This is a genomic window from Bradyrhizobium sp. Tv2a-2 (assembly GCF_000472425.1).
Lineage (GTDB): Bacteria > Pseudomonadota > Alphaproteobacteria > Rhizobiales > Xanthobacteraceae > Bradyrhizobium.
Genome location: NZ_AXAI01000002.1, coordinates 1 through 24,938 on the forward strand (window position 1 = coordinate 1; position 24,938 = coordinate 24,938).

Sequence of the window (24,938 nt, forward strand, 5' to 3'; positions counted from 1 at the left end):
AACGAGCTCGCGCCGGACAGCCCGGCGTGACGCAATGGTTGGGAGGGCGAACAGCACTTAATGCAGTGCCGGTCGATCCGGCGATCAGGACAACCCACTAGGGCCACGGCATCATCGAATGCGTGTTGTTGACTGGGACCTGATCCGCGGAGGGCATTATGGCCAGCGGTCATGGGTACCGCGCTAACAGGCCGAACACATGGCTGCTCCGACCAACGCTGCAAAGTGAAGATTCTTCTTGCCAACCGGGAGCCGTCCACACATGGCCCTTCGCGAGGTTTAGCGCGATGCAGCCGCATGTCCGGAGTTGGGGGTAGACCGGAAGTGATCGGCGGGCTCTCGAACCGCCGCTTTAGACCCTGAACAGACATCGACGATCCGTTCTTGCTGTGACGCACCAACACAAAGGTCAGCCCTGGGTTTCAGGAAGGCGTCCGTCGAAGGTCATGGTCTCAACGGTGGTGGCGGTGCGTTGAATTTAGTGGGCGCGGACTAGTTCTTGTTTTTGCTCGCGGCCTTCGGGTCCATTGTTGGTGTTGGCTTCGCTGGAACGGTCATCTGCATGCAGGTCAACAGGTCGACATAGCTGCCTTCTCCAAGAAGAGTCGCCTGCTGCTCGCAGCGCTCACGGACTGGAGCGGCATATGTCGACCAGATCGCATTAAGCTGTTGCTTCGCATCATTCTCGTCACGCAAGCAATTCTCAAAGGGTTGAGCGGCTACGGTGATGCCTACTTCCTTATTTGCGGCCGCACTATCTTTGCACGTCTTCTCGACATTGATGAGCGGTACACGATCTCCAATTGGTATTGCCAACGGACTTCCAAATTGACTGACTAGTGCGATTGATATGAACGCGGTAATCATGCGGTTCCTCCCTGACACTGCTGGCGCTTGGGAGCACGAGATTCGGCCAAAACGGGCCACTTTCAGGGTCACACGCTTCGGGTGGTCTCTAATTGATCTGAATCAATCCCTTCAGGTAGGGTTCTGGCCCTTCTCGGATCTCCCGCGATGTCCGCTAGATGTCCGCTCTTTGGGAGTGAAGATGGGGTAATCGGCCGGCCAGCTTGTGGATAGCTGAAGATTTTAGGTGCTGCGCTTCAGGCTCATGGCGAAACGAGGTCCGTGGTGACGGCCTCAAGCATCAGAAGGAGAAGCGCAGCATGGACCATTTTGTCGGACTGGACGTATCGGTCAAGGAGGCGAGTGTCTGTATTTTGGATGACGCGGGCAGTGGAGACGCGGCACATGCAGGCGGTGNTGAAGGCGCAGATCAACAAGACCGACCGCAATGACGCGCGCGGCATCGCTCAGATGATGCGGGTGGGAGTGTATCGTCCGGTGCATGTAAAGACGCTACGCAGCCAGAAACTGCGTATGCTGCTGACCCATCGTAAGCTATTGCAGTCGAAGGCCATCGCCATCGAGAACGATCTGCGCGGGACTTTGCGTAACTTCGGCCTCAAGGTGGGCATGGTGGGAACGGTGAGGTTCGAGGCCCGCGTCCAGGAGCTTGTCGAGACTATCCCCGACTTGGTGGTGCTGGTGGAACCGCTGCTCGTCGTGCGGCGGGCGCTACGCGAACAGATCATCATCCTGCACCGCCGCCTGCTGGCCATCGTGCGAGACGACGAGGTGGCTCAAACGTTTCCAGCGCTCGTCGAGGCCGGCTCGGGCAGCGGCCAAACCTTCGACAGCAACCATGCGACCAGCAAACCAACGAGGCAGCCCAGGAGCACTTCTGCGACGCGATGCAGGCCCTGCTCGATCCCGCTAAGTTTCGAGTGATGTTCTAACCCCCCTGAAATAACGATCGCAGCCGTAATCGGTGCTTGTCGCCACATCGTGGGAACGCGAACAACGTATGATGACAGGAGTACCGTCGCCGCCAGTGCAAATGACAGCCTAAGGTCGGTGTGGCCGAACGCTAAAAATGCCAAGCCGGTCGCGCAGCCAAGTAGTGTGTTGATAATCCGCCCGCGAAAGGTCAGTAACGCCTGCTTCATCATTGGATCGCTCGTCGCTACCATTGAGCTGACCGCCCAGATAGGGCTCGCATCGGAGACAGCTTTTACAAGAATCCAAAGAACAGTTGTGGCGCAAAATATGCTGACGGCGTAATGGATGCCGCGGACGTCATCCCCGACGATGCGATCGAACATTGTTGACTCTCCGTGGTCCAGTAGCGCTCGACGCTAAATATCGGCAGATAAGGTTGACGTTGGCCTCAATTGCATCTGCGGAAATTGTTGGCGGCTCCAGAAGTAGACGTTGGCAGCATGACCGCACGCTGCAAATAATACTTAGCTTCCCGCGGTTCACTCATGCGCCCTGGGAGGGTTTCCCTTGACGCGATAGACCATGGCGACTTTTGTCGCACCGAGATATATACATGCTTGGCTAGTTTGCTGCAGACGAATAAAGTAGTTCGCGACGCGTTCTCGCGCCTTTTCGTGCACATCACTGCGCCGAGCGAACTTCACCTGAAAGGCAAACTCACCTATGGATCGTCACCGGCGCGGAAACGCATCGATGTTCTCGCGCCTTCGTGCCGCGGACCATTCTATACCGGCTGGGCGCGTGCACCAGGGCAACGCCGTCGCATTCGTCAACCGTGCGGCGGCGGCCGCAGCAAGGTCGAGTTGAGCGAAACGGGATGGACAAGGACTGAACGTTTCCCTACCATAACCTCCCGAAGGGTGCCGCTAGAGCCAATGGAGGATAACCATGGCAAAGCAGGAAGCAGCCCAGACTCCCTTGCGGCCCGGCCGGGTGCCCGAAATCAAGCCGGGCAAATACAGCGACGGGCATCCACTCGACAAGGTCCAGTATGTCGAGTGCAAGCTGATCCTCAAGCCCGACCGTTTCACTTCGGCTAAAGTATTCCAGGAGTACAGCGAGTTGGTGGGCCGGGTGGCCGAGAAGTTCGATGTCGGATTCTCCACCAAGGGTGTAGTGCTGAAGCCCGAGATCAGGGAAGTGCTGTTCTTCGACACCGAGGGGTTCCGCCTCTACAATAACGCGTTTATCCTCCGCCGCCGTATTGCTTACGAGAACGGCTTTCCCATCAGCGACCCCGAGATGGTTTTCAAGTTTCGGCACCCCGATGTGCAGCAGGCCGCCGAGATCGACCTGCGGCCGAGCATTGCCGGCGAGTACAAGATCAAGTTCAAGGCGGAAGTGCTGCCCCTGAAGGACCAGCTGGGTAGCTACCGCGTACTGTTCTCCCACAACGTGCAGCTCAACCTGAGCCAGGTTCCCGACATGGACCTCACCTCGCTGCCCAAGCTTGGGGAGGTCTTCTCCTGCATATCCGCCTTGAAGAAATCTAAGGACGAGAAGGTCGAGTACGTGAATCACACCATCGTCGAAGAGGTGCTGCAGGATCTAGGCACGCTGGATTTCGGCAAGGGGATCACGGCGACCTGCAATCTTGCGCTATGGCGGGAGCGCGGCATGCACAAGCCGCTGTGTGGCGAGTTCGCCTTCCAGGCCAAATACAAGCGCAGGGATGACGTTCACGAGAAGGCCATCGAGCACGGTAAGCAATTTTTCATCGGCTTGCAGCAGGCGGGGCACGACTGGCTCTCGCTGGGCACAACCAAGACCGGTCTGGTCTACCGGTTGAAAGGTAACCCGCCGCAGGCTCGCGAGTAGGCCTCAAGCCGGCACCTGATGCACGAGTTCTCGCAGCAAGACCTGACCTACGTCACCCGAGCGGATGAGGTCCTGTGGGGCGCCTTGCTGCTCGCCCTCACGATCGCGATCCACGGGACTGGCATGCTCCTCACCCTGCGCGCGACCAATTCGGTCAGGGATCGCACTCGAGCAGTTCAATACCGATTGCCCGCGGTGGGTTTGGGCATCGTCATTCTTGGCGCCTGGATCATCGTGTTCGTGAATCTCATCGAAGTGGCGACGTGGGCTGCATTCTTCGTGTTGAAAGGCGCTCAACCCAACATCTCCACCGCCTTCTTCAATGCGATGTTGAACTATACGACGCTGCAGGCGAGCTATCTGCCGTTGCGCTGGCGCTTGCTCGAAGGCATGCTCGGTATGTCGGGGCTGCTGACGACTGCCTGGTCCACCAGCATCCTGTTTATTTTGGCGCGCGAATTCATGGAGCAGGTGCAGAGGTCGGCCCCCGCGCTGCACCACGGGTCGGGCGACTCGGGTTAGAAGCGCAATGAACCTGCTGGAGCGCTTCCTCGAAGACGACCTGCTCGGCGTGCGTTTCGCAGTCAACGTCGCTATCGGCACCACGTTTCTGTGGATTCTGCTGCGGCTGGTTGCCGACACCAATCCAGTCTGGGCCATCGCCTCGATGATCGCGGCTGGCGAGCCGCGCGTCCTTGCCTTCCTGAATGCGTAGGGTCTGGAAAAACGGAGCTGCGTCCGGTCGGTCGGACGCCGTTTCGCGGTCTCTTGTCCGTTCATTGCCCTTCGCGTCATTTCGCGGCCACGCAATAATTCAGTCGCTTCCGGCGTGAAGCAGACATCGGCGGTTGCGCGCGCCTGAGGGACAGTGACGCGAATGACCCTGGCTGTGTGAAAACGTGTTTTTACACGGCCAAGACCCGGAACGGACATGGTGCGCGCTGGCGTTGGTCCGCGCGTTGCCATAAGCGCATCAGACCGCTTTGTTCGTAAACGAGGTTGGAGTAGTCTTCCGACGCCATTTGCGAATGACGTCCTTTTTGAGCAAACCTGCTTTGATTGCGGAGGGCTACCAATGAGTGATCGTACCGAATGGCGGCGCATCGGCATTATCGTGCCGTCATCCAACACGACCGTCGAGGCTGATTTCATGCTGGGGCTGCCGGACGGCGTAATGGTTCATACCGCTCGCATGTATCTTGCCGAGACCACTGCGGAGGCCGAGCGGCGCATGATCTATGATCACGTTCCCGTCGCCGTGACTGACCTCGCAACACTGCGACCACACGTTGTTGCCTTCGCATGTACCAGCGGCGGGGCGGTCCTCGGAGTCGAAGGCGAGACGAGGCTCATCGATAGCATCGCACGTGAAACGGCAGCGCCCGTTGTGAGCACTAACGACGCGGTGGGCACGGCAATCGAACGACTTGGTCGAAAGCGCGTCGCTGTGCTCACGCCTTATGTTGACGAGCTAAATCAGGCGATCCGCGCCGGATTGGAGCGGCGGGGGCTGACAGTTGTGCATTTGGCTGGCCTGGGCATGACAGAGAACTTTGCTATCAGCAGCGTGACTCCTGATGAAATTGTAGCCTTTGCGGAACGAGAGCTGGCCAACCGGGTCTATGATCTCTTGTTCGTCTCTTGCACCAATTTCCGAGCTGTCGAAGCTCGACCACTGCTGATGCGACGTTTCGGTGTGCCCGTAGTGACCAGCAACCAGGCCACGATAGAGGCGGCCCTTGATGCCGTCGGCGCTACCGCCAAATGGTCCGTTCCTGTCGCGGCATGACCGACTCTCGGGACATTCTTTGGACGTCCCGACCAGCGTGCGGCAACGAAATGATCCGATTGGCGCCGAATTCCGCCTTTGGCCCGTTTGAGACATGCCGACTATCCACGAACATGTCTGTTGTTCGAGGAAGACCGGAAGTTCGCGGTTGACCGCTAAAACGACGCGAATGACCCGATTCGGACATCCCCCTTCACCGATGTGAGTAAAAGGTAGGCGACCGACTTTCAGATCAAAGGAGACGAGCATGTGGCAGCCGGACGGGTGGGGGCGAACACGGATTGGCGTTCTCACACCTCATGCCGACGTCGTTCCAGAAGCGGAATTCAACGCGCTCGCTCCTGATGGAGTTTCGATCCACGCCGCGCGCGTTCCTTTTGGTGGCTACAAGCCAGGCGGAACGATGGACCCGACCATCGCCGAAAACCCCGTGCGCGCCTTTGCTGATCCGCCTGCGGTGGATGATGCCGCCGAGATGCTTGCAATGGCCCCATTGCACGCAATTGTTTTTGGCTTCACCAGCAGCAGCTATGTGCGAGGCGCAGCCGATGATGCGGCGCTCAAGTCCCGTTTGGAAGCTCGCACACGAGGTATCCCAGTGATCATCCCGTGCGCGGCGGCGGTTAACGCACTGGCTGCATTGTCAGTTACGCGGGTTGCACTGGTCAGTCCGCCATGGTTCTCGGCTGAATTGGATCAGCAGGGCGTTCGCTACTTCCAGAGCCAGGGTCTCGAAGTCGTTTGCAGCGGACCGGCAGGTTTGCCATCGGATCAACAGGCTATTCAAACAGACCAGCTCTACGACTGGGTTCATTCTCACGTACCCATGAATGCCGAAGGCGTTTTCGTTGGTGGCAACGGCTTCCGCGCCATTGGCGTGATCAAGGCGTTGGAGGATAGTCTAGATCGCCCCGTTCTGACTGCAAACCAAGTCGCTTTTTGGTGCGCTCTGCGCCTATCCGGCACGCGAGCGCCAGTTACCAGCTACGGCCGAATCTTTGAGTTTGATCTACCGCGCTCATAGGGTCGAAGCGTCTCCAGTGATGTCCGTTGATGGCCCATTCGCGTCGTTCGCAGCTTTGCAGCAATACGTCGGCTATCGGGGGGCACAGCGGACTCTGACAAGCCGTCGGCTCGCACGCGTTTATCGGTTCACGGCCTAAGTCAGGCTGCAGGACGATCTTGTGTGTCACCGTGTGTCAGGGCGTCCTGTTTTCCAATGACCTTGTGCAGACTTCCCTGACCGCTGCGATCGCGCTACTGATTTGCCCGACGAGCGCCGGCGCAAAATCCTGTCAACCGCGCGCGTTAAAAATATTCTCCTTTTCCGAAACATAAATCGGTTGTATGGTCTCCTCATTCCGCTCCGACACAAGGGGCGTACGCGTCGTCACGAACGTGGAGCGGAGTGCGGTGGACGTGATCGTGCTGACTGACGAGCGGCGCTGATTGCGGACGGCGAAGTCGTGTGGTCCTGGCGCCCCGCCGCTGGCGCCAAGTCTCGTATTTGCTCCAAAGGCGCATGCGAGGCGACGGTGGCAAACGAGCATTGGTTCACCGGGGAGAGCCCGTATAAGCCGTAACCCACTGCGCAGGGAAGGCCGGTTGTCACCGCCTGTACCTGTGGTTCACGCGCTTTCGCGCAATTCCTTTGCGCGGGGGCCCCGGGTGCAGCGGCCACCCGGCCTTCCCTGCACCCTCTGTTAGCGAGAGGGTGAATGTGATGCAAAACTCGGGCTAAACGCGCCGCGAGGACACGATCTCATGTCTTCTCGGCGTCATGCCCCGCGAAGGCGGAGCATCCAGCATTATTCCAGAGGCCTATCGAGGGCCGCGCTTCGCAGGCAGGTCAGCCATTCTGACCCTCTTTTGGCGTTGCGGCTACCGGCAATTCTCGTTTAGAAGATTGTTGCGGAGCGGGTGTTGGCAACCAAGCGTCAACCGTTTTGGCCGACGATTCCCGTGCTCCAAAGGGTCTGGCAATGCTGATTCGCAGCGAAATTCATGGAATCGAGGGGGAGGCGGCACTGACCGTCGTTCCCGGCACGATTCCGGCTGCGTCGCGGCCCACCCTCCTTATTGGGCTCCTTCTTATCTGCCCCTGAGGGCCGGCTGGGCCATGCGCGCCTGGGCACTCAGGGGTTTTCGAGGACCAAAGACCCTTCAGCGCCCAAAGCAAGCAGCGCGAACCACCCAAAAGGAATTTTTGAGATGAGCTCCGTGAACAAGTCCGAGAAGGACCGCGTCATCATTTTCGACACCACCCTGCGCGACGGCGAGCAGTGCCCAGGCGCCACCATGACCTTCGAGGAGAAGCTCGAGGTCGCGGAGATGCTGGACGACATGGGCGTCGACGTCATCGAGGCGGGCTTTCCCATCACCTCCGAAGGCGATTTCCAGGCGGTCAGCGAGATCGCCCGCCGCTCCAAGAATTCGGTCATCGCCGGCCTGTCCCGCGCACACCCCGATGACATCGACCGCTGCGCGCAGGCGGTGAAATTTGCCAAGCGCGGCCGCGTGCACACGGTGATCGCGACGTCGCCGCTGCACATGAAGGTCAAGCTGAACAAGACCCCGGAGCAGGTGCTCGAGACGTCGGTTGCCATGGTTGCCCGCGCACGGAACCATATCGATGACGTCGAATGGTCGGCCGAGGACGGCACCCGCAGCGAGATGGACTTCCTGTGCCGTATCGTCGAAGCCGTGATCAAGGCTGGCGCCACCACGGTGAACATCCCCGACACGGTCGGCTACACCGTGCCGGAGGAATACACCTACTTCATGAAGACCCTGATCGAGCGTGTGCCGAACTCCGGCAAGGCGATCTTCTCGGTTCATTGCCACAACGACCTCGGCATGGCCGTTGCCAATTCGCTGGCCGGCGTGGTCGGCGGCGCGCGCCAGGTCGAATGCACCATCAACGGCATCGGCGAGCGGGCGGGCAATGCCGCGCTGGAAGAGATCGTGATGGCGATGCGGGTGCGGAACGACAAGTTTCCGTACTGGAACAAGATCGACACCACCCGCCTGACCTCGGCATCAAAACTGGTTTCGGCGGCGACGTCGTTCCCCGTGCAGTACAACAAGGCCATCGTCGGCCGGAATGCGTTCGCGCATGAGAGCGGCATCCACCAGGACGGCGTGCTGAAGGACGCCTCGACCTATGAGATCATGAAGCCCGAAATGGTCGGGTTGAAGCAGTCTTCACTGGTGCTGGGCAAGCACTCGGGACGCCACGCCTTCATCCACAAGCTGGAGGAGATGGGCTACAAGCTCGGCTCGAACCAGATCGAGGATGCCTTTGTGCGGATGAAGGCGCTCGCCGACCGCAAGAAGGACATCTACGACGAGGATATCGAGGCGCTGCTGGACGAGGAGATCGCCGCCGCGCATGACCGCATCAAGCTGACCTCGCTGACGGTCATCGCCGGCACCCATGGGCCGCAGCGCGCGACCATGAAGCTCGACGTCGACGGGCAGACCAGGATCGAGGAGGCCGAGGGCAACGGGCCGGTGGACGCGGTGTTCAACTGCATCAAGCGCCTGGTGCCGCATGAGGCCAAGCTGGAACTGTACCAGGTGCATGCGGTGACCGAGGGCACTGATGCGCAGGCTGAGGTCTCGGTGCGGCTGTCGCATGACGGCCGCTCGATGACCGCGCGCGCCGCCGATCCGGATACGCTGGTTGCGTCTGCCAAGGCCTATCTCGGTGCGCTGAACAAGATCGTCATGAAGCGCCAGCGCGACATGCCGGCGGCGGCAGCGAGCTAAAGGCCGCCGCTCGCGCGTGAACGGGCAATCCGGGCGTCGGTCCGGATTGTCCGTTGGCAAAAACCGTGTGTTTGAGGCGTTTTATTGGAAATATTTCCCAGGTCGTTCCAGCTTGTTACACGAATTTGAGATTTTTCGCGCGATTGCCGGGGCTAATCTTTGCCGATCGCTCCAACCCCCGGCATGACCCATGACATCGCAAGCCATCGACCCCGACTCACGCGCCGCTACATCAGCCGAACATGCGTTGCTGCGGCGGATCGACCTGACGACGCTGCGGCTGTTCATTGCGATCTGTGAAGAGCAGAACCTGACGCGCGCCGCCAACCGCGAAGGCATCGCGGCGTCCGCCGTCAGCAAGCGGATGAACGATTTCGAGCTCGCCTTCGGCGTCACCCTGTTCAAGCGGCTTGCCAAGGGAATGGCGCTGACGCCGGCCGGCGAAGCGTTGCTGCATCATGCTCGGCTGACCTTGTTGAACGTCGAAAAGATCGCGGCCGAACTAAGCGAATACGCGCAAGGCGTGCGTGGGCACGTGCGAATGCTCGCCAACCTGTCGGCGATCGTGCAATTCCTCCCGGAAGATCTCTCCGGCTTTTTCGCCGAGCACAAGCTTCTGAAGGTCGACCTCCAGGAGCGGGCTAGCGGGCAGGTGGTCCGCGGCATCGAGGAAGGCGCGGCGGAGATCGGCATCTGCTCAGGTGAAGCGGACGCGCGCTCGCTTGAGACGTTCCATTATCGCTACGACCATCTCGTGGTGGTGATGCGCGCCGATCACCCGCTTGCGATGCGCGAGAGCCTGCCTTTCGTGGATACGCTGGATTTCGACCAGATCGGCCTGCACACCGCGAGCTCGATCTATCTGCGCTCCCAATATGCGGCAACGCAGGCCGACAAGCCGCTGCGGCTGCGCATCAACGTGCCGGGCTTTGACGCGGTCTGCCGCATGGTTCAGGCGAACATGGGAATCGGCCTGATGCCGGATCGTGCCTTCGAGGTCGTGGGAAAGGGAATGGGGCTGCACGCAGTTCCGCTCGGCGACGACTGGGCCGAACGCGAGCTGCGGATCGTCGTGCGCGCGCGTGACCATTTGTCGAGGCCGAGCCATCTTGTCCTCGATCACCTGCTGGCGGCGGAGGGCCGGACGTGACATGCGCGTTCCAGCGCGGTGAGCGAGCATTCGAAGGCCGCGAATGGCGCGTTATCGAGGCTCTATTGGACTGACAGGCGATTAGGGGACATTGCAACTCGAAAGCACAGTGGCTATGCCGCATTTTGCGGTGCAGCAAATCAACGATAAGAGGCCCTGCTAAAGGGGCAATGGTATTTCGGCCGGCTTGTCTGTATTGGTGCGGTTGGCTTGAAAAACTAGAGGGCGCGGGCGCAACGGCGCGCGTCCTACGAAGTTGCGGGAGGAATGATGCGTAAACTGATCTTGGCCGCTGTTTCCATTGCGGCCCTCGTCTCGGTCGGACCGGCAAATGCCGCTGACAACCCGATCGTGATCAAATTCAGCCATGTGGTGGCGTCCGACACGCCCAAGGGCAAGGCGGCCGACAAGTTCAAGGAACTCGCCGAGAAGTACACCGACGGCAAGGTGAAGGTCGAAGTCTATCCGAACTCCACCCTCTACAAGGACAAGGAAGAGCTGGAAGCGCTGCAGCTCGGCGCGGTGCAGATGCTGGCGCCCTCGAACTCCAAATTCGGCCCGATCGGGATCAGGGAATTCGAGGTATTCGACCTGCCTTACATCCTTCCCGACCTGAAGTCGCTGCGCAAGGTGACCGACGGCCCGCTCGGGGCCAAGCTGCTCAAGCTGCTCGATTCAAAAGGCATGACCGGTCTCGCTTATTGGGACAACGGCTTCAAGCAGATGACTGCCAACAAGAAGCTGGTGGCGCCGTCCGACTACAAGGGCCTGAAATTCCGCATCCAGTCCTCGAAGGTGCTGGAAGCGCAGTTCCGCGCGCTCGGCGCGATTCCGCAAGTGATGGCCTTCTCCGACGTCTACCAGGCGCTGCAGACCGGCGTCGTGGACGGTCAGGAGAACACCTGGTCCAACATCTACACCCAGAAGATGCATGAGGTGCAGAAATACGCCACCGTCACCAACCACGGCTACATCGGCTACGTCGTGGTCGTGAACAAGAAGTTCTGGGACGGCCTGCCCGCCGATATCCGCGACCAGCTCTCCAAGGCGATGAAGGAAGCGACCGATTACGGCAACAGCCAGTCAGCGAAGGAGAACGACGACGCGCTGGAGGCGATCAAAAAGACCGGCAAGACCGAGATCGTGACGCTGACGCCCGAGCAGGACGAGGCGATGCGCAAGGCGACGATGCCGGTCTACAAGGACGTCGCCTCCCGCGTCGGTCAGCCCTTGATTGACGAATTCCTGAAGGAGACCGGCCGCGGCCCGATGAACTAAAGCATGATCCGGAAAAGTGTATAGCGGTTTTCCGAAAAGATCATGCTCAATCAAAGACCTAAAGCGCGATGACGATTCAACCAAATCTCATCGCGCTTTAGGCGGTTGCGTGGTTGGTTCGCGGCCGGTGGGCGGCCGTTGTCGAATTGCATGATCGGGCGGGCATCGGCCCGCCCAATTGCTACGAGCATGATCCGGATCTACAGGGGCCGCTCCAGCGCAAAGCTGGGACAGGCTTTCCGAAAAGGTCATGCTCAATTGGAAACGATAGAGCGGGATGATGAATCATCCTGCTCTAGAGGGGATCTGTATGTTGCTTCGTATTCTCGACCGGTTGGAGGAGATCATCATCGCGAGCCTGATGGGCGCCGCGACGCTTCTGACCTTCGTCACGGTCGCTCATCGCTTCCTGGTCGATGTGCCCGTGCTCTATCCATACCTGTTCGGGATCAATCTCGCCTGGTCGCAGGAACTCTGCATTTACATGTTCATCTGGATGGCGAAGTTCGGCGCCGCCTATGGCGTGCGCACCGGCATCCATGTCGGCGTCGACGTGCTGATCAATCGGCTCAACGACACCTGGCGGAAGTGGGTGATCCTGTTCGGCCTGCTCGGCGGCGCGCTGTTCACCGCCATCGTCGGCACCATGGGCGCGAAATTCGTCATCGAATTGATGCACACCGACCAGGTATCGCCCGACATGGAGATCCCGAGCTGGATCGTTTACGCCTGCATCCCGCTCGGCTCGTATTTGATGTGCTTCCGCTTCCTGCAGGTGATGTGGACGTATTACCGCACCGGCGAGCTGCCGCACCATGACGCGACCCATGTCGACGACATCGAGGTCAGCCCGAAGGCGCCGATCGCGCTTGGAGAAGCGTGATGAGTGCTGCCCTGATCTTCGGACTGCTATTTGCCCTGATGCTGACGGGCATGCCGATCTCGATCTCGCTCGGCCTCACCGTGCTGACCTTCCTGTTCACCATGACGGAAGTGCCGATCGAGAGCGTCGGCCTGAAATTGTTCTCCGGGTTGGACAATTTCGGCATCATGGCGATCCCGTTCTTCATCCTGGCCGGCACGTTCCTGACCCGCGGCGGCGTGGCGCGACGGATGATTACGTTTACGACATCGCTGGTCGGGCACCTGCCAGGCGGGCTCGGGCTTGCCGGCGTCGCGGCGTGCGCGATGTTTGCGGCGATTTCGGGCTCGAGCGTTGCGACCGTGGTTGCGATCGGCTCGATCATGATGCCGGCGATGGTGGATTACGGCTATCCGCGCCGCTTCGGCGTCGGAGTGATCTCGACTTCGGGCGCGCTCGGCATTCTGGTGCCGCCCTCGATCATCCTGGTGCTTTACGGCGTCTCCACCAATACCTCGATCGGCGCGCTGTTCATGGCTGGCATTGTGCCGGGCATTCTACTCGCGCTGATGCTGGCCGCCGTCACCTGGTTCGTCGCCCACCGCAACGGCTACCCCAAGATGAAGCGGGCCACCATCGGCGAGCAGGTCAAGGCCTTCGTCGACAGCTTCTGGGGCCTGCTTCTCATCGTCATCGTGCTCGGCGGCATCTATGGCGGCATCTTCACGCCGACGGAAGCTGCCGCGGTGGCGGCCGTCTATGCCTTCTTCATCACGGTCTTCGTCTACAAGGAGCTCAAGCTCACCGAGGTGCCGAAGGTGCTGTTGCAGGCAGCGAGCATGAGCTCGATGCTGCTCTACATCATTACCAACGCGGTGCTGTTCTCCTTCCTGATGACGCATGAGCAGATCCCGCAGGCGATGGCGGCCTGGATCATCGACAAGAACCTCTCGGTCTGGATGTTCCTGCTGGTGGTGAACGTGATTCTGCTCGCGGCCGGCAACGTCATGGACCCGTCGTCGATCCTCCTGATCATGGCGCCGATCCTCTATCCGCTGGCGACCAAGCTCGGCGTCAATCCCGTGCACCTGGGCGTTCTGATGATCGTCAACACCGAGGTCGGGTTGTGTCACCCGCCGGTCGGGCTCAATCTCTATATCGCCTCGAGTATCGCCAAGATGGGGATCAGCGAGATCACGGTCGCGGTGCTGCCATGGCTGTGCGCGATGCTGGTGTTTCTGGGACTGATCACCTATGTGCCGGAAATCTCGCTATGGCTGCCGCACGTGCTCGGGATGATATAAATCCTTCACGATCGGTTAATGTCGATTAAATCTAGGTAGGGTTCCGCCGTCTTTCCAAAGTGTAAGTTGAAAGCCTCCCGTGTTCCGACCATCCTGATGGGTGAGTATGCCTTTCGGAGGAGGTTCGTATGAGAAGGTTTGCAATCGCTGGCATGGCTGCGCTCGCCATCGCCGCCTCGACTGCGGTCTACGCGCAGCAAGGCTGGTTTCGCGAGCACATGCACCATATGCGGTTGAGCCCCGAGGATCGCGCCGCGATGCTGGATGCGCGGATTGCTGCGGTGCATGCGGGATTGAAGCTGACGCCGGACCAGGACAAGCTGTGGCCGCCGGTGGAATCGGCGGTGCGGGATTTTGCCAAGCTCCGGATGGACCGGGCCAATGCGCGGATGAGGGCGCGCGAGGACGCCCAGAACGATCAGGAGACGCCGCCTGACCCGGTGGCGCGGCTCCGCCAACGGGCCGACGATATGGCAACGACCTCGGCGGCGCTCAAGAAGATCGCCGATGCGGCCGATCCGCTCTACAAGACGCTTGACGACGGCCAGAAGCGGCGTTTGGCGCTGCTCACCCACCACGGCCGAATGGGCGGCGGCGGAGAGGGCTGGCGCCACCGCTGGATGGAGCGCGACGGCGGCGGTCCGCGCCCCGACCGCGACGGCGGGCCGGAGCGGCTTTGAGGCGGCCCCTTCAGCGGATCGCAGCTCGGTCAGGGGAGGCCGCCGGATTCCGGCGGCTTTTCCGTACGTTAAGCGGATAGAAGAAGGCGGGAAAACTTGCTCCGCCTTGCTGGACATCAGGGGGGCGCTTTGCTAAACGACGCCCGCTTGCAAAGGTTTTCCGGTCCCAAGCGCCGGGCGCATAGCTCAGTTGGTAGAGCAGCTGACTCTTAATCAGCGGGTCCCAGGTTCGAGCCCTGGTGCGCCCACCAAGCAAATCAATATCTTGGCAACGGGGCGAGTTGAACATTCTGACAACTCGTCACCTGCTCATTCTGACAAAATCCCCCTTTCCGTTCTCTTGTTGAGCCTCTTTGGCTAACGCCCATGATCTCGAAAAGTTGGCTGTCTGCGCGAGCAGATGATGATGGAGCCGAAGGCGCGCTGCCCGTCAACCCATTGGGAGAGCGCGACCGCGTTGCAGCAGAGGTGAATTTGCACCTGGCTTCAATTTCAAACTGGTCGCCGGGCTCCCCGACATCAGTCAAATAAATCGACAGAACGTCGGCACAATCGATGTCTTCGATATCCCGTCGGCGACGTGCTGGTTGATATTTTCGCGCGATGTAGTCTGCTAGCGCTTGCTCTGCTTCTCGAGGCGGCTTTCTTCCAATCATCTTCCGAAGTCCGAAGGACTTCAGTTGAGGACTGAACGACGATCAGTCGCAGGGAGCGGAATAGGCCGTCTGCTGGTGCAGCAAGTGGGCGCCTCTAACGCAAACACGAGCTGATGCCTATAAATCTACAGAAGAAGAATTCTGCATGATCCCGGCAACCGGAGGAACCGGATGCATGGAACCTATCGCAGCGATCGACGTTCTTGTCCGCGAATGAGCAGCGCCGTGCCCCGGCGCAGCGAGCGCCGAGGCGCTGAGCTGTACTGCACGGAGGGACACTCATGAGACTCACTCTTTCAGTCATCAAGGCTGACGTTGGTTCCGTTGGCGGGCATACGAAACCGTCCTCACGCATGATAGCAACTGTCGAGGGCGAGGTCGCGAAGGCGATCTGCAATGGTCTGTTGATCGACGGTTTCATCTGTCACACCGGCGACGACATCGCGATCATCATGACGCACACTCGGGGCGAGGGGAGCTCCGAGGTTCATCAACTCGCCTGGAGGACGTTTCTGGCGGCCACTTCCGTTGCGAAAGCCTCCGGGCTCTACGGCGCCGGCCAGGATCTTCTCGCGGACGCGCCTTCCGGAAACATTCGCGGTGCCGGTCCAGGCGTCGCCGAGCTCAGCTTCGAGCACAGCCTCTCGGGACCGAGACCCGCGGAGTCTTTCATGGTGTTCGCCGCCGACAAATGCGGCCCCGGCGCCTACAACCTGCCGCTCTACCTTGCCTTTGCCGATCCCATGTATTGCGCCGGGCTGATGCTGCCCCAGATGATCAAGGGATTCCGTTTCCATGTCATCGACATGGACAACACGGCCGGTGACAGCGTGATCGAACTCGACGCGCCCACGGACAGCTACCATATTGCCGCGCTGCTCCGCGACAACGAGCGCTTCGGCATTGATCGTATCATTTCTCAAACATATGGCGAGGTAGCCGTCGCTGTCTCGGCGCAGCGTCTTCACGCGATTGCAGGCAAATATACCGGCAAGGATGATCCGGTCGCGATCGTCAGGAACCAGGGGATGTTCCCGGCACCAGAAGAAATCATCTCCCCGTTCGCCAAGGCGCACTTCGTGGGCGGCGATGCGCGCGGCTCGCACGTGATGCCGCTCATGCCCGTGCCGCTTAACACGCCGGTCACAGGTATGTACTGCCTGCCGATCGTTTCCTGCGCCGGCTTTTCGATCGACAGGGAAGGCCGCTTTTCGGAGTCCTATACCGATTTCTTCGACAACCCAGCCTGGGACGAGGTGCGCAGGTCGGCGCAGCGCAAGGCCATCGAGATGCGCAGCCAAGGCTGGTCTGGCGCCGCCATGCTGCCTTATTCCGAGCTGGAGTACGGCGGTTTCCGCGACACCGTGTCCGCGCTGATGACGCGTTTTCGACTGCGCGAGGATCGCAAGCCGGAAGCGGCGGAGTAGAGACCGCCTGCCCAGGAGGTGGGTATGCCAAAAAAACGCATCGGCATTCTAACGGGTGGCGGCGATGTTGCGGGCCTCAACGCAGTCATCAAGAGCGTGACCTATCGCGGCAGCGAGGACGACATCGAGGTCGTCGGCCTGCGCCGTGGTTGGGAGGCCCTCACGCACCTGAACCTCGAGGACCCAAACAGCAGGTCCCGTTACGTCCTCCCGCTGAACCATGAAAACACTCGCACCATCGACCGGCGCGGCGGCACCGTGCTGCACACGAGCCGCATCAATCCGTCGAAAATACAAAAGCTGCCCGATCATCTCGTCGGCGAGGATGTTCCAGTCTCGTTGGGCACCAAGGGCGGAATCGCGCAAAAGACATGGGATCTCACGGGCCAGGTGCTGGTGAACCTTTCGGGACTTGGCATCGAACACCTGATCGCCATCGGCGGCGACGACACGCTCAGTTATGCGGCCAAGCTCAATGAACTCGGCGTCAAAATCACCGCCATCCCAAAGACGATGGACAACGACGTCCGCAACACCGAGTACTGCATCGGCTTCTCGACCGCGATCACCCGCGCCACCGATGCCATCCAGCGGCAGCGCACCACCGTCGGCTCGCATGAGCGAATCGGCATTTTCCGCGTCTTCGGCCGCGATGCCGGATTTACGGCACTCTACACCGCGTATGCGACCTCGATACGATGCGTCATACCGGAGTTCAAGGTCGATCTCGACAAGCTGATCCGTTTGCTCATCGAGGACAAGCGCGCCAACCCAAGCAACTACGCGCTGATCGTACTCAGCGAGGGAGCCGAGTGGGAAGGCCACAAGCTGCAGGAATACGGTGAGCCTGACGCCTACGGTCACCGCAAGAAGGTCAACGTGGCGGAATCGCTTGCGGAGGAGATCAAGCGGCGCGCCGGCGAGGAGACGATCACCTCCGATCTCACCTACGACTTGCGATCTGGCGATCCGGACTTCATCGACAAGCTTGTGGCCCTGACGTTCGGTAACATGGCCTACGATGCCATGATGCAAGGCAGGACCGGCCTCATGTCGGCGCTGGTAGACGGCCGCTACGACCTCGTGCCCATTCCCGACGCCAAGCTCGGCCCTCGCAAATTGGACGTCGCCAGCACCTACAACACGGAGCGCTACCGCCCAACCTATGCAAACAAGCGGGGGCTACCGATCTTTCTCAATCGCGCGTCATAGTCGGGTTCGCTGTTGCGGCCCGCAGCGAACGACTGCAAATGCTCAACAAGTCACGTGAAAGAGCCCGATCCGTCTTGCGCTCGACCGGTTGAATATCTGGATCGCCTCGGGTGTCGGCTTTAACAAAACCTCGCACCCTTTTCTTTCGAAATAGCTTTCAGCTTCCGGTGACAGGTGCACGTTGCCCATCTGACCCGAGCCAATGACGACCTGTTCGCACCCCTTCTCGAAGAGAAACCTTGCCTCGTCTTCCGAAAGCACGTGCGAGGTACCATAGAGCTTCTTTGATAACTTCTTTTTCCGCTTCATAACCTCGCCGGAAAGACGAACGATGATGTCATGCTCATAGATGCTTCCGTCGATCGTAATCGTGCCAAATGTGGTGCCGTCAATCTTCATCGTGACCTCCTCTTGGTCAAACTCCCGCTCCAAGACGCAGCAGTGGAGGTGCCGTGACGCCAGCATCATCCTTGCTCAAGCGCGGTCCCGGCTGCCGATCCGGATCTTGGTCCTATGCTTGGTCACGGATACGGCGCGGACACTGCTCCGCGTCAGGCAGGACCAACCAGACCGTCGCAGAGCGGCTCAAGGCGATTGGAGCGCCTGGGCGCTTAGTCCGATGCGTCCTTGATTGCGGCCTCGAAGGTCTTGGCCTCGAAGGCCGGCATACTCTGGATCCGCCCCAGACCGTGGGTGGAGTACCAGACGGAAAACGCGAGGACCGCCTCCGGCTTCGGGGCATCGACAATGTCGACGAAATCGTAATGGCCTTGGGTGTAGTGGATTGACTCGATCTTGATGCCCAGCTTGTCGAGCTTTGCCTTGGCCTTGCCGACCCGGTCCGACTGCTTTTTTGCCCACTCCGGGCTCAGATTTCCGAGCAGTACGTATTTCATGGCCACCTCCACGGTACGTTGATGATCTAAGCGCGAAGGACCACGCAATTATACGTCGTTTGGCGAGCCCCGCCTACGGCGTCCCGCGTCACGGAATTGTGTAACCGATCGCTTGAAGCGAGCCACGTCCCGTCAGAGGCCATACGCCGGGTCGGCGCCGCTCGCCAGCTCGCAGCAGCACCATGGACCGATAAAGCGCAACGAGTAACCTGGCATCGGAGGCGAAGGCGGGGAGTGGACGGTTGATCGAGCCGTCGGGCGCGAGGTAGTTACGGTAGCGCACTTCGAAGCGCGCGATCACGGGGAGCTCTTGATTTGCTCTCTTGCTGGCCACGCTCTCACTCCGGAGCGATGCTGCCTCCCACAGCTCGCCATGTGGCGCTTGCGTCCGCGCTTTGCAATACCACGTTCGCTCTGGCGTGCTTTTGGCCCTGCTGCACCGCGGGCTGGTCCGCGCGACGCAGTACGAAGCTCTCCCACGAATCGGCGGTGCTGAGTCATGATGGCAACGAACGATCACGCCGTAACCGTGCTCGGTGGAACTGGTTTTCTTGGGCGCCGCGTCGTCCGGCATCTGCGCGCCTTACTGGCCGGAAGGTAGAGGCGCTCAAGCAAGTCAGGCTCTGTTAAATATCATAGTAGAGGTGAAACTCGTAAGGATGAGGGCGTAGCCTGATGGCGTCGATCTCCTTTTTCCGCTTGTAGTCGAGCCAGGTTTCGATCACGTCAGCAGTGAGCACATCTCCGCGTAGCAGGAAGGAGTGATCGCGTTCCAGGGCGTCGAGCGCCTGATCCAGCGAACCCGGCGTCGACTTTACTTCCTTTGCCTCGGCGGGCGGGAGGTCGTAGAGATTCTTGTCGATCGGGCTACCTGGGTCGATCCGCTTGTCGATGCCGTCAAGGCCAGCCATCAGCATCGCGGAGAAGGCGAGGTAGGGGTTGCAGGACGGATCCGGCGAACGAAACTCGACGCGCTTTGCCCGTGGGTTCGGCGAATACATCGGAATCCGGCAGCAGGCCGAGCGATTGCGCTGGGAATAGACCAGGTTGATGGGAGCTTCGTAACCCGGCACCAGACGCCGATAGGAGTTCGTGGTCGGGGCGCAAAGCCCGCATAGCGCCCAGGCGTGGGTCAGGAGCCCGCCAATGTAATAGCGGCCGAGCTTGCTCAAGTCGGCGTAGTCAGCTTTGTCGTAGAACAGGTTGGTCTCACCCTTCCATAGACTTTGATGAACGTGCATTCCCGAGGCGTTGTCCTCGAACAGTGGTTTCGGCATGAATGTCGCGGTCATGCCGTGCTGGTGAGCGGTGTTCTTGACCACATATTTGTAGATCATCAGGTTGTCGGCCATGCGGGCAAGCGTGGTGAAGCGCATGTCTATTTCGTTCTGGCCGCCGGTTGCGACCTCGTGGTGATGGGCTTCTATCCTGATTCCCAGCGACTCCATTGTCAGCACCATTTCGGTGCGGAGCGCCTGCATGCTGTCAACAGGGGGAACGGGAAAGTAACCCTCTTTCGGCCGCGGCTTGTGGCCAAGATTCGGCTCTTCGTCCTTGCCGGTGTTCCAACTGCCTTCGCTGGAATCGATTTCGTGAAAGGCGTAATTGATGCCCTGTCCGTAGCGCACGTCGTTGAAGACGAAGAACTCCGCCTCCGGACCAAAATAGCTCGTATCGGCGTGGCCGGTGCCTTTCAGGTAGGTCTCGGCCTTCTGGGCGATGTAACGGACATCGCGGCTATAGGACTGACCCGTCACTGGGTCCCTGATGTTGCAGATCAGGACCAAGGTCGTCTCTGGGGCGAACGGGTCAAGGAAAGCCGTCGTCGGATCCGGGACGACCAGCATGTCGCTTTCCTGAATCTCCTGAAAGCCGCGGATCGATGAGCCATCGAAGCCGATGCCTTCGTCGAGAGCATCGACGCTCACCGCGCTCGGCGGGACGGAGAAGTGCTGCCACACCCCGGGCAGGTCGGTGAAGCGCAGATCGATCATCTGCACCTTCTCGTCCCTGATTGCCTTCACGAGATCTTCGGATGTCGCACAATTCGGAAACATGGCTTCACTCCTGTGGTGGAGAGCCGGGGAAGATCGTTTGCCGTACAACCGCAACTGTCCGGCCTCGGACGAATTTTTGTCCATGCTTCGTGTTAGTCGGCGACGGAACAACCTCGGTCAGGCATGCCGGCGGTTGTCGCGGGGCGCGCTCCGTCATGTGAGCGCCGATAGCTTCAACTTTGGTGCGGCCCGCGCATGAGCTTTATGGCGTCTTCGATATGCCGCCAAGTTCTCGCCAACTCCATCTCGCCTTTTGATTCGAGTTCGTTGGCATTCTGGGCGGCCTCCGCAATGGCTCGAGGGCCGTGCGCTTCCAGCAACTGCCGCGCATAGGTATGGATTTCGATTTCTCGCATGGCGTCATCCTCCTCTTGTTCGGCTCGACCGTGACCCCATCGCGCCAAGAACTGCAGATGCTGACACCCATGAAGCAATTTGCATCCGGACAGGGAGCATTTGCAAGAGCCTGTGCTGGGTCATGGGTCGCGAACACTCGCAAGCATTTCCCGATGGCTTGGAGATCTCGCTCAAGGCGCGGAAGTCCCCTCCGGATCAGACCTGCGTGACCACAACTGCTTCAACGAAGCCATTTCAATCGGCGGCGCGCGGCGAAGTGACCGAGGTGTGCGAGACCTGCAAGGAGGAGGAGACCTGGTTGGCCGCGCGGAAGGCCGCCGGTGGCAGCTTGCAATCGCCTTCCGGCGGCTTACGATGGTTCACGCAGCTCACCCTGTAGGAGCGCAGCCATGGAACTCACCGTGGTACCCATCGTCAAGCCGGACGCAGCCAACTTCATCTTCGGCCAGTCGCATTTCATCAAGACCGTGGAAGACCTTCACGAGGCGCTCGTGGGCGCGGTTCCGGGCATCCGCTTCGGGCTGGCCTTCTGCGAGGCCTCCGGTAAGCGGCTGGTGCGCTGGTCGGGAAATGACGAAGCCGCCCTGGCCCTCGCACGTGACAACGCCCTGGCCATCGGCGCCGGCCACACCTTCCTGATTTTCCTTGGCGACGGATTCTTTCCCGTCAACGTGCTGGCCGCGGTGCGCGCGGTGCCGGAGGTCTGCCGCATATATTGTGCGACAGCCAACCCGACACAGGTGATTGTGGCTCAAACCGAGCTGGGGCGCGGCGTGCTCGGTGTAGTGGACGGCGGATCGCCGCTGGGTGTGGAAGCCGACGCTGACATTGCGTGGCGGAAAGACCTGCTGCGTAAGATCGGCTACAAGCTGTAGTGGCCGTCAGATCGCCGCTTGTGTCGGACCGTCGAAGAAATACAGCCGGTCGGGATTCAGCGCGAGGCGAAGCTGGTCCCGGACCTTCGCCAGGACGGTCGGCTCTACCGCGGCCGCCATCATGCTGGGCCCGACCTTCACGTCCAGGAGAATCTCCGACCCGAGCTTCTCGACGACCTCGACCGTGGCATCGAAGGCGACATCTGCCGGATCGCTGCTGGAGGCAACGCGCAAGTCCTCCGGGCGGATTCCAAGTGTGACGTTTTCTCCTACATGCTTACGAAGCCGGCTCGCGACCTCGGCCGGAAGTTTGATATGGATGCCTTCGTTGTTCGCCCACAAGAGGCCGTCAGCATCAGCGGCGATCGTCACCGTCGCGAAATTCATCGCGGGCGAGCCGATGAAGCCGGCAACGAAGCGGTTAGCAGGCGCATTATAGAGTTCGAGCGGCTCGCCGACCTGCTGAACGACACCATCCCTCATGACGACGACGCGATCGCCGAGTGTCATCGCTTCGATCTGGTCGTGGGTGACGTAGATGGCGGTGGTGCCGAGGCGGGCATGGATCTTCTTGATCTCCACTCGCATCTGGACGCGTAGCTTGGCGTCGAGGTTCGATAGCGGCTCGTCGAACAGAAACACTTTCGGATGCCGAACGATGGCGCGGCCCAAGGCGACACGCTGGCGCTGGCCGCCGGAGAGTTGCCGCGGCTTGCGCTGCAGCTGCGCCTGGATGCCGAGGATCTCGGCCGCAGCCTTCACGCGGGTATCGATTTCTGCGCGACCGAACCGGCGCATCTTCAAGCCGAACGCCATGTTGTCGTAGACGTTCATATGCGGGTAGAGGGCATAGTTCTGGAATACCATGGCGATGTCGCGATCCATCGGCGGTAGCTCATTGACGATCTTGTCGGCGATCAGGATTTGGCCCGAGGTGATGGATTCGAGCCCGGCCACCATGCGCAGCGTCGTAGTCTTGCCGCAGCCCGAAGGGCCGACGAGAACCACGAATTCCTTGTCGTTGATCTCAAGGTTCACATCCTTGACGGCATGGACCCCGTCAAACGTCTTGTTCAAGTCGCGTATGACGACCCGCGCCATGGTTCATCCTTTGACCGCTCCGGTGAGACCGGCGACGTAGTACTCGACAAAGAACGAGTAGACGAAGGCGACCGGTATGGACCCCAGAAGGGCGCCTGCCATCAGCGAGCCCCAGTAGAACACGTCACCGCGGATCAGCTCCGACGTGACGCCGACCGAGACGGTCTTCTCCGTAGGCGAGGACAGGAAGACCAGGGCATAGATGAACTCGTTCCACGACAGAGTAAATGCGAAGATCCCCGCCGAAAGGATCCCCGGCACGGCGATCGGGAAGATGATGTGGATCATCGCCTGCCAGCGAGTTGCGCCATCGATGCGGGCGCATTCCTCGAGCTCCCGAGGAATCGCCTTGAAGTAACCCATTAGCAGCCAAGTGCAAAACGGAATTAGGAATGTGGGATAGGTCAGAATCAACGCCCACGGCGTATCGCCGAGGCGAAAGTTGCGGACGATGTCCGCCAGGGGAATGAAGAGCAGCGTTTGCGGAACGAGGTAGGTGATGAAAATTGCGGTCCCGAGCATGCCGGCGAACCGGAATTTCAGGCGCGAGAGTGCGTATCCGGCCAGCAGCCCGCAGAACAACGAGATCAGCGTCGCAGCAACCGAGATCAGCAGGGTATTGAGCATCCAGGTGCTGAACAACGTCTCTTGGAGCAGATAGGTGATGTGATCGAGGGTCGGATGTGCGGTCCAGAACGGTGCGTAGTTCGGCGCGTTCCAGGGGCGGTAGAGCTCGCTGTCGGGCCGCACCGCGGTGACCAGCATCCAGTAGAACGGAAACAGCAGCGTGAAGATAAAGGCGCCCAACGGGATGTAGAAGAAAGCCCAGCGCCGCCATTTTGCACCTTCGATCATGGCTCAAAGGGTCTCCACCCGGCGGATGTAAAGGAGCTGCACGATCACCACGACGAGCAGCACCGGGAACATGGCGAGCGAGATTGCCGCGCCCTGGCTCAAGAGGCCGGTGCCGACGCCAACTTGGTAGGCATAGGTCGCGAAGAGCTGGGTGGCATTGGCAGGGCCGCCCCCGGTCAGCACATAGACGAGTTGAAAATCGGCAAACGTTTGGATGACCGAAAACAAAACCACCACCAACGTGACCGGCAGGAGCAGCGGCCACGTCACGTACCAGAAGCGTTGCCAGGGCTTTGCGCCGTCGATTGCCGCGGCATCCTGCAACTCGGGATTGATCGTCTGCAGACCAGCGAGCAGGCTGATCGCGTAAAACGGCACGCCACGCCAGATATTGACGACGATCACGGAGATCAGCGCGAGATTCGGATCACCCAGCCAATTGATCCGGCTGCTGATTAGGCCAAGCCGAAACAGCGTCCAGTTGATCACGCTGAAGGTGGGATCGAACATCCACTTCCATGCGAAGGTCGAGAGTACCGTGGGGATGATGAACGGCAGAAGGATGAAGGCGCGCGTAAGGGCCTTTCCCTTGAAGTTGCGATTGAGAAGAAGTGCGAGCCAGAGGCCGAGAGCGAGCTTGAACACGGTCGTCACCGCCGTATAGACGACGGTGTTCCACACCGCGACACGGAAGATGCTGTCATTCAGCAGCACAACGAAGTTCTGCATCCCGACAAAATTTCCGGGTACGCCGACCTTGGCATCCGTCACGGATAACTCCACTCCCTTGACGAACGGGTAGGCGATGAAGAGGCCGAGCAGCACCATGGTCGGCAACAGCAGGACGAAGGCGAGCCAGCGCTCGTCCTCGAGAAGACGCGTGATCGGCCACCGACGCACGGAGCCCGCGTAGGTGTCCGAAGTCGTTGTGACGTCGCTGACGGCCATCTTAGGTCCTCTCGACCGCGGCCTGCTCGTTCTCGCTTTCCTCTACCGCCTGGCCCCCCG

Annotated in this window: 25 protein-coding genes, 1 tRNA gene and 1 pseudogene; 16 read left to right on the forward strand and 11 right to left on the reverse strand. The window is 60.2% G+C overall.

Annotated elements, in window-relative coordinates:
• Positions 1-492 precede the first annotated feature (492 nt).
• Positions 493-867 carry a hypothetical protein gene (locus A3AI_RS0103515; RefSeq protein WP_024514246.1) on the reverse strand — a complete coding sequence of 125 codons (375 nt, stop codon included), beginning with the start codon at positions 865-867 and terminating at the stop codon, positions 493-495.
• A 384-nt stretch (positions 868-1,251) separates the two neighbouring features.
• On the opposite strand from A3AI_RS0103515, the gene A3AI_RS42085 reads away from it, so the two are divergent.
• Entirely contained in the window at positions 1,252-1,791 is a 540-nt protein-coding gene (locus A3AI_RS42085) for an IS110 family transposase (RefSeq protein ID WP_502685727.1), read from the forward strand.
• Here A3AI_RS42085 and A3AI_RS50170 read toward each other — a convergent pair.
• Positions 1,770-2,165 (reverse strand): annotated as a pseudogene (locus A3AI_RS50170) (FUSC family protein); the annotation flags it as partial. The gene A3AI_RS42085 and the pseudogene A3AI_RS50170 overlap by 22 nt on opposite strands.
• A 565-nt stretch (positions 2,166-2,730) precedes the next feature.
• On the opposite strand from A3AI_RS50170, the gene A3AI_RS0103525 reads away from it, so the two are divergent.
• The 14 genes from A3AI_RS0103525 to A3AI_RS0103595 all read left to right on the forward strand — a co-directional run bounded on the left by A3AI_RS0103525 (position 2,731) and on the right by A3AI_RS0103595 (position 17,789).
• Positions 2,731-3,660 carry a hypothetical protein gene (locus tag A3AI_RS0103525; protein ID WP_024514247.1) on the forward strand — a complete coding sequence of 310 codons (930 nt, stop codon included), beginning with the start codon at positions 2,731-2,733 and terminating at the stop codon, positions 3,658-3,660.
• Between the two features lie 18 nt (positions 3,661-3,678).
• Positions 3,679-4,182: a hypothetical protein gene (locus tag A3AI_RS0103530; protein ID WP_024514248.1), complete on the forward strand. Its 504-nt coding sequence runs from the start codon at positions 3,679-3,681 to the stop codon at positions 4,180-4,182.
• A 7-nt stretch (positions 4,183-4,189) separates the two neighbouring features.
• Positions 4,190-4,375, forward strand: a complete 186-nt coding sequence (locus tag A3AI_RS0103535; protein ID WP_024514249.1) for a hypothetical protein — start codon at positions 4,190-4,192, stop codon at positions 4,373-4,375.
• Between the two features lie 360 nt (positions 4,376-4,735).
• Positions 4,736-5,449 carry a maleate cis-trans isomerase family protein gene (locus tag A3AI_RS0103540; RefSeq protein ID WP_024514250.1) on the forward strand — a complete coding sequence of 238 codons (714 nt, stop codon included), beginning with the start codon at positions 4,736-4,738 and terminating at the stop codon, positions 5,447-5,449.
• Between the two features lie 247 nt (positions 5,450-5,696).
• Positions 5,697-6,473, forward strand: a complete 777-nt coding sequence (locus A3AI_RS0103545; RefSeq protein WP_024514251.1) for a maleate cis-trans isomerase family protein — start codon at positions 5,697-5,699, stop codon at positions 6,471-6,473.
• Between the two features lie 1,187 nt (positions 6,474-7,660).
• Positions 7,661-9,220 carry a 2-isopropylmalate synthase gene (locus A3AI_RS0103555; protein ID WP_024514252.1) on the forward strand — a complete coding sequence of 520 codons (1,560 nt, stop codon included), beginning with the start codon at positions 7,661-7,663 and terminating at the stop codon, positions 9,218-9,220.
• A 190-nt stretch (positions 9,221-9,410) separates the two neighbouring features.
• Positions 9,411-10,370 (forward strand): LysR family transcriptional regulator, encoded by a 960-nt coding sequence (locus A3AI_RS0103560; RefSeq protein WP_024514253.1) that lies wholly within the window; start codon positions 9,411-9,413, stop codon positions 10,368-10,370.
• A gap of 270 nt (positions 10,371-10,640) precedes the next feature.
• Positions 10,641-11,648, forward strand: coding sequence for a TRAP transporter substrate-binding protein (locus tag A3AI_RS0103565; RefSeq protein ID WP_024514254.1), 1,008 nt, complete (start codon positions 10,641-10,643; stop codon positions 11,646-11,648).
• 310 nt (positions 11,649-11,958) lie between these two features.
• Complete coding sequence (locus tag A3AI_RS0103570) at positions 11,959-12,531, forward strand: TRAP transporter small permease (protein WP_024514255.1); 573 nt, start codon at positions 11,959-11,961, stop codon at positions 12,529-12,531.
• Positions 12,531-13,814, forward strand: coding sequence for a TRAP transporter large permease (locus A3AI_RS0103575; protein WP_024514256.1), 1,284 nt, complete (start codon positions 12,531-12,533; stop codon positions 13,812-13,814). The genes A3AI_RS0103570 and A3AI_RS0103575 overlap by 1 nt, the downstream gene beginning before the upstream one ends.
• A 128-nt stretch (positions 13,815-13,942) precedes the next feature.
• A complete protein-coding gene (locus A3AI_RS0103580) occupies positions 13,943-14,494 on the forward strand; it encodes a Spy/CpxP family protein refolding chaperone (RefSeq protein WP_024514257.1) in 552 nt (183 codons plus the stop codon).
• A 175-nt stretch (positions 14,495-14,669) separates the two neighbouring features.
• A tRNA-Lys gene (locus tag A3AI_RS0103585) sits at positions 14,670-14,745 on the forward strand.
• A gap of 686 nt (positions 14,746-15,431) precedes the next feature.
• Positions 15,432-16,577, forward strand: a complete 1,146-nt coding sequence (locus tag A3AI_RS0103590) for a fructose-1,6-bisphosphatase (RefSeq protein ID WP_024514258.1) — start codon at positions 15,432-15,434, stop codon at positions 16,575-16,577.
• Between the two features lie 24 nt (positions 16,578-16,601).
• On the forward strand, positions 16,602-17,789 hold the full coding sequence (locus A3AI_RS0103595) for a 6-phosphofructokinase (RefSeq protein ID WP_024514259.1): 1,188 nt from the start codon (positions 16,602-16,604) through the stop codon (positions 17,787-17,789).
• A gap of 42 nt (positions 17,790-17,831) precedes the next feature.
• On the opposite strand, the gene A3AI_RS0103600 is transcribed toward A3AI_RS0103595, so the two are convergent.
• From A3AI_RS0103600 to A3AI_RS49880, 6 genes are all read right to left on the reverse strand, one after another.
• Positions 17,832-18,188 (reverse strand): Mth938-like domain-containing protein, encoded by a 357-nt coding sequence (locus tag A3AI_RS0103600; RefSeq protein ID WP_024514260.1) that lies wholly within the window; start codon positions 18,186-18,188, stop codon positions 17,832-17,834.
• A 212-nt stretch (positions 18,189-18,400) separates the two neighbouring features.
• Positions 18,401-18,685 (reverse strand): GYD domain-containing protein, encoded by a 285-nt coding sequence (locus tag A3AI_RS0103605; RefSeq protein ID WP_024514261.1) that lies wholly within the window; start codon positions 18,683-18,685, stop codon positions 18,401-18,403.
• Positions 18,686-18,773: 88 nt separating this feature from the next.
• Entirely contained in the window at positions 18,774-19,019 is a 246-nt protein-coding gene (locus A3AI_RS49190) for a hypothetical protein (protein ID WP_024514262.1), read from the reverse strand.
• Between the two features lie 292 nt (positions 19,020-19,311).
• Positions 19,312-20,742: a type I glutamate--ammonia ligase gene (gene glnA, locus A3AI_RS0103615; protein WP_024514263.1), complete on the reverse strand. Its 1,431-nt coding sequence runs from the start codon at positions 20,740-20,742 to the stop codon at positions 19,312-19,314.
• 173 nt (positions 20,743-20,915) lie between these two features.
• Positions 20,916-21,098, reverse strand: coding sequence for a hypothetical protein (locus A3AI_RS0103620; RefSeq protein WP_024514264.1), 183 nt, complete (start codon positions 21,096-21,098; stop codon positions 20,916-20,918).
• Between the two features lie 235 nt (positions 21,099-21,333).
• Entirely contained in the window at positions 21,334-21,462 is a 129-nt protein-coding gene (locus tag A3AI_RS49880; RefSeq protein WP_283807195.1) for a hypothetical protein, read from the reverse strand.
• A gap of 26 nt (positions 21,463-21,488) precedes the next feature.
• Here A3AI_RS49880 and A3AI_RS0103630 point away from each other — a divergent pair, with 26 nt between their 5' ends.
• Positions 21,489-21,974 carry an adenosine-specific kinase gene (locus A3AI_RS0103630; protein WP_024514266.1) on the forward strand — a complete coding sequence of 162 codons (486 nt, stop codon included), beginning with the start codon at positions 21,489-21,491 and terminating at the stop codon, positions 21,972-21,974.
• Between the two features lie 6 nt (positions 21,975-21,980).
• Here the strand turns inward: A3AI_RS0103630 and A3AI_RS0103635 are convergent, their stop codons facing one another.
• Genes A3AI_RS0103635 through A3AI_RS0103645 form a run of 3 tightly spaced genes read right to left on the reverse strand, consistent with a single transcriptional unit; the run spans position 21,981 to position 24,878 of the window.
• A complete protein-coding gene (locus A3AI_RS0103635) occupies positions 21,981-23,075 on the reverse strand; it encodes an ABC transporter ATP-binding protein (RefSeq protein WP_024514267.1) in 1,095 nt (364 codons plus the stop codon).
• 3 nt (positions 23,076-23,078) lie between these two features.
• Positions 23,079-23,930: a carbohydrate ABC transporter permease gene (locus A3AI_RS0103640; protein WP_024514268.1), complete on the reverse strand. Its 852-nt coding sequence runs from the start codon at positions 23,928-23,930 to the stop codon at positions 23,079-23,081.
• A 3-nt stretch (positions 23,931-23,933) separates the two neighbouring features.
• Positions 23,934-24,878 (reverse strand): carbohydrate ABC transporter permease, encoded by a 945-nt coding sequence (locus tag A3AI_RS0103645; RefSeq protein WP_024514269.1) that lies wholly within the window; start codon positions 24,876-24,878, stop codon positions 23,934-23,936.
• Positions 24,879-24,938: the final 60 nt, after the last annotated feature.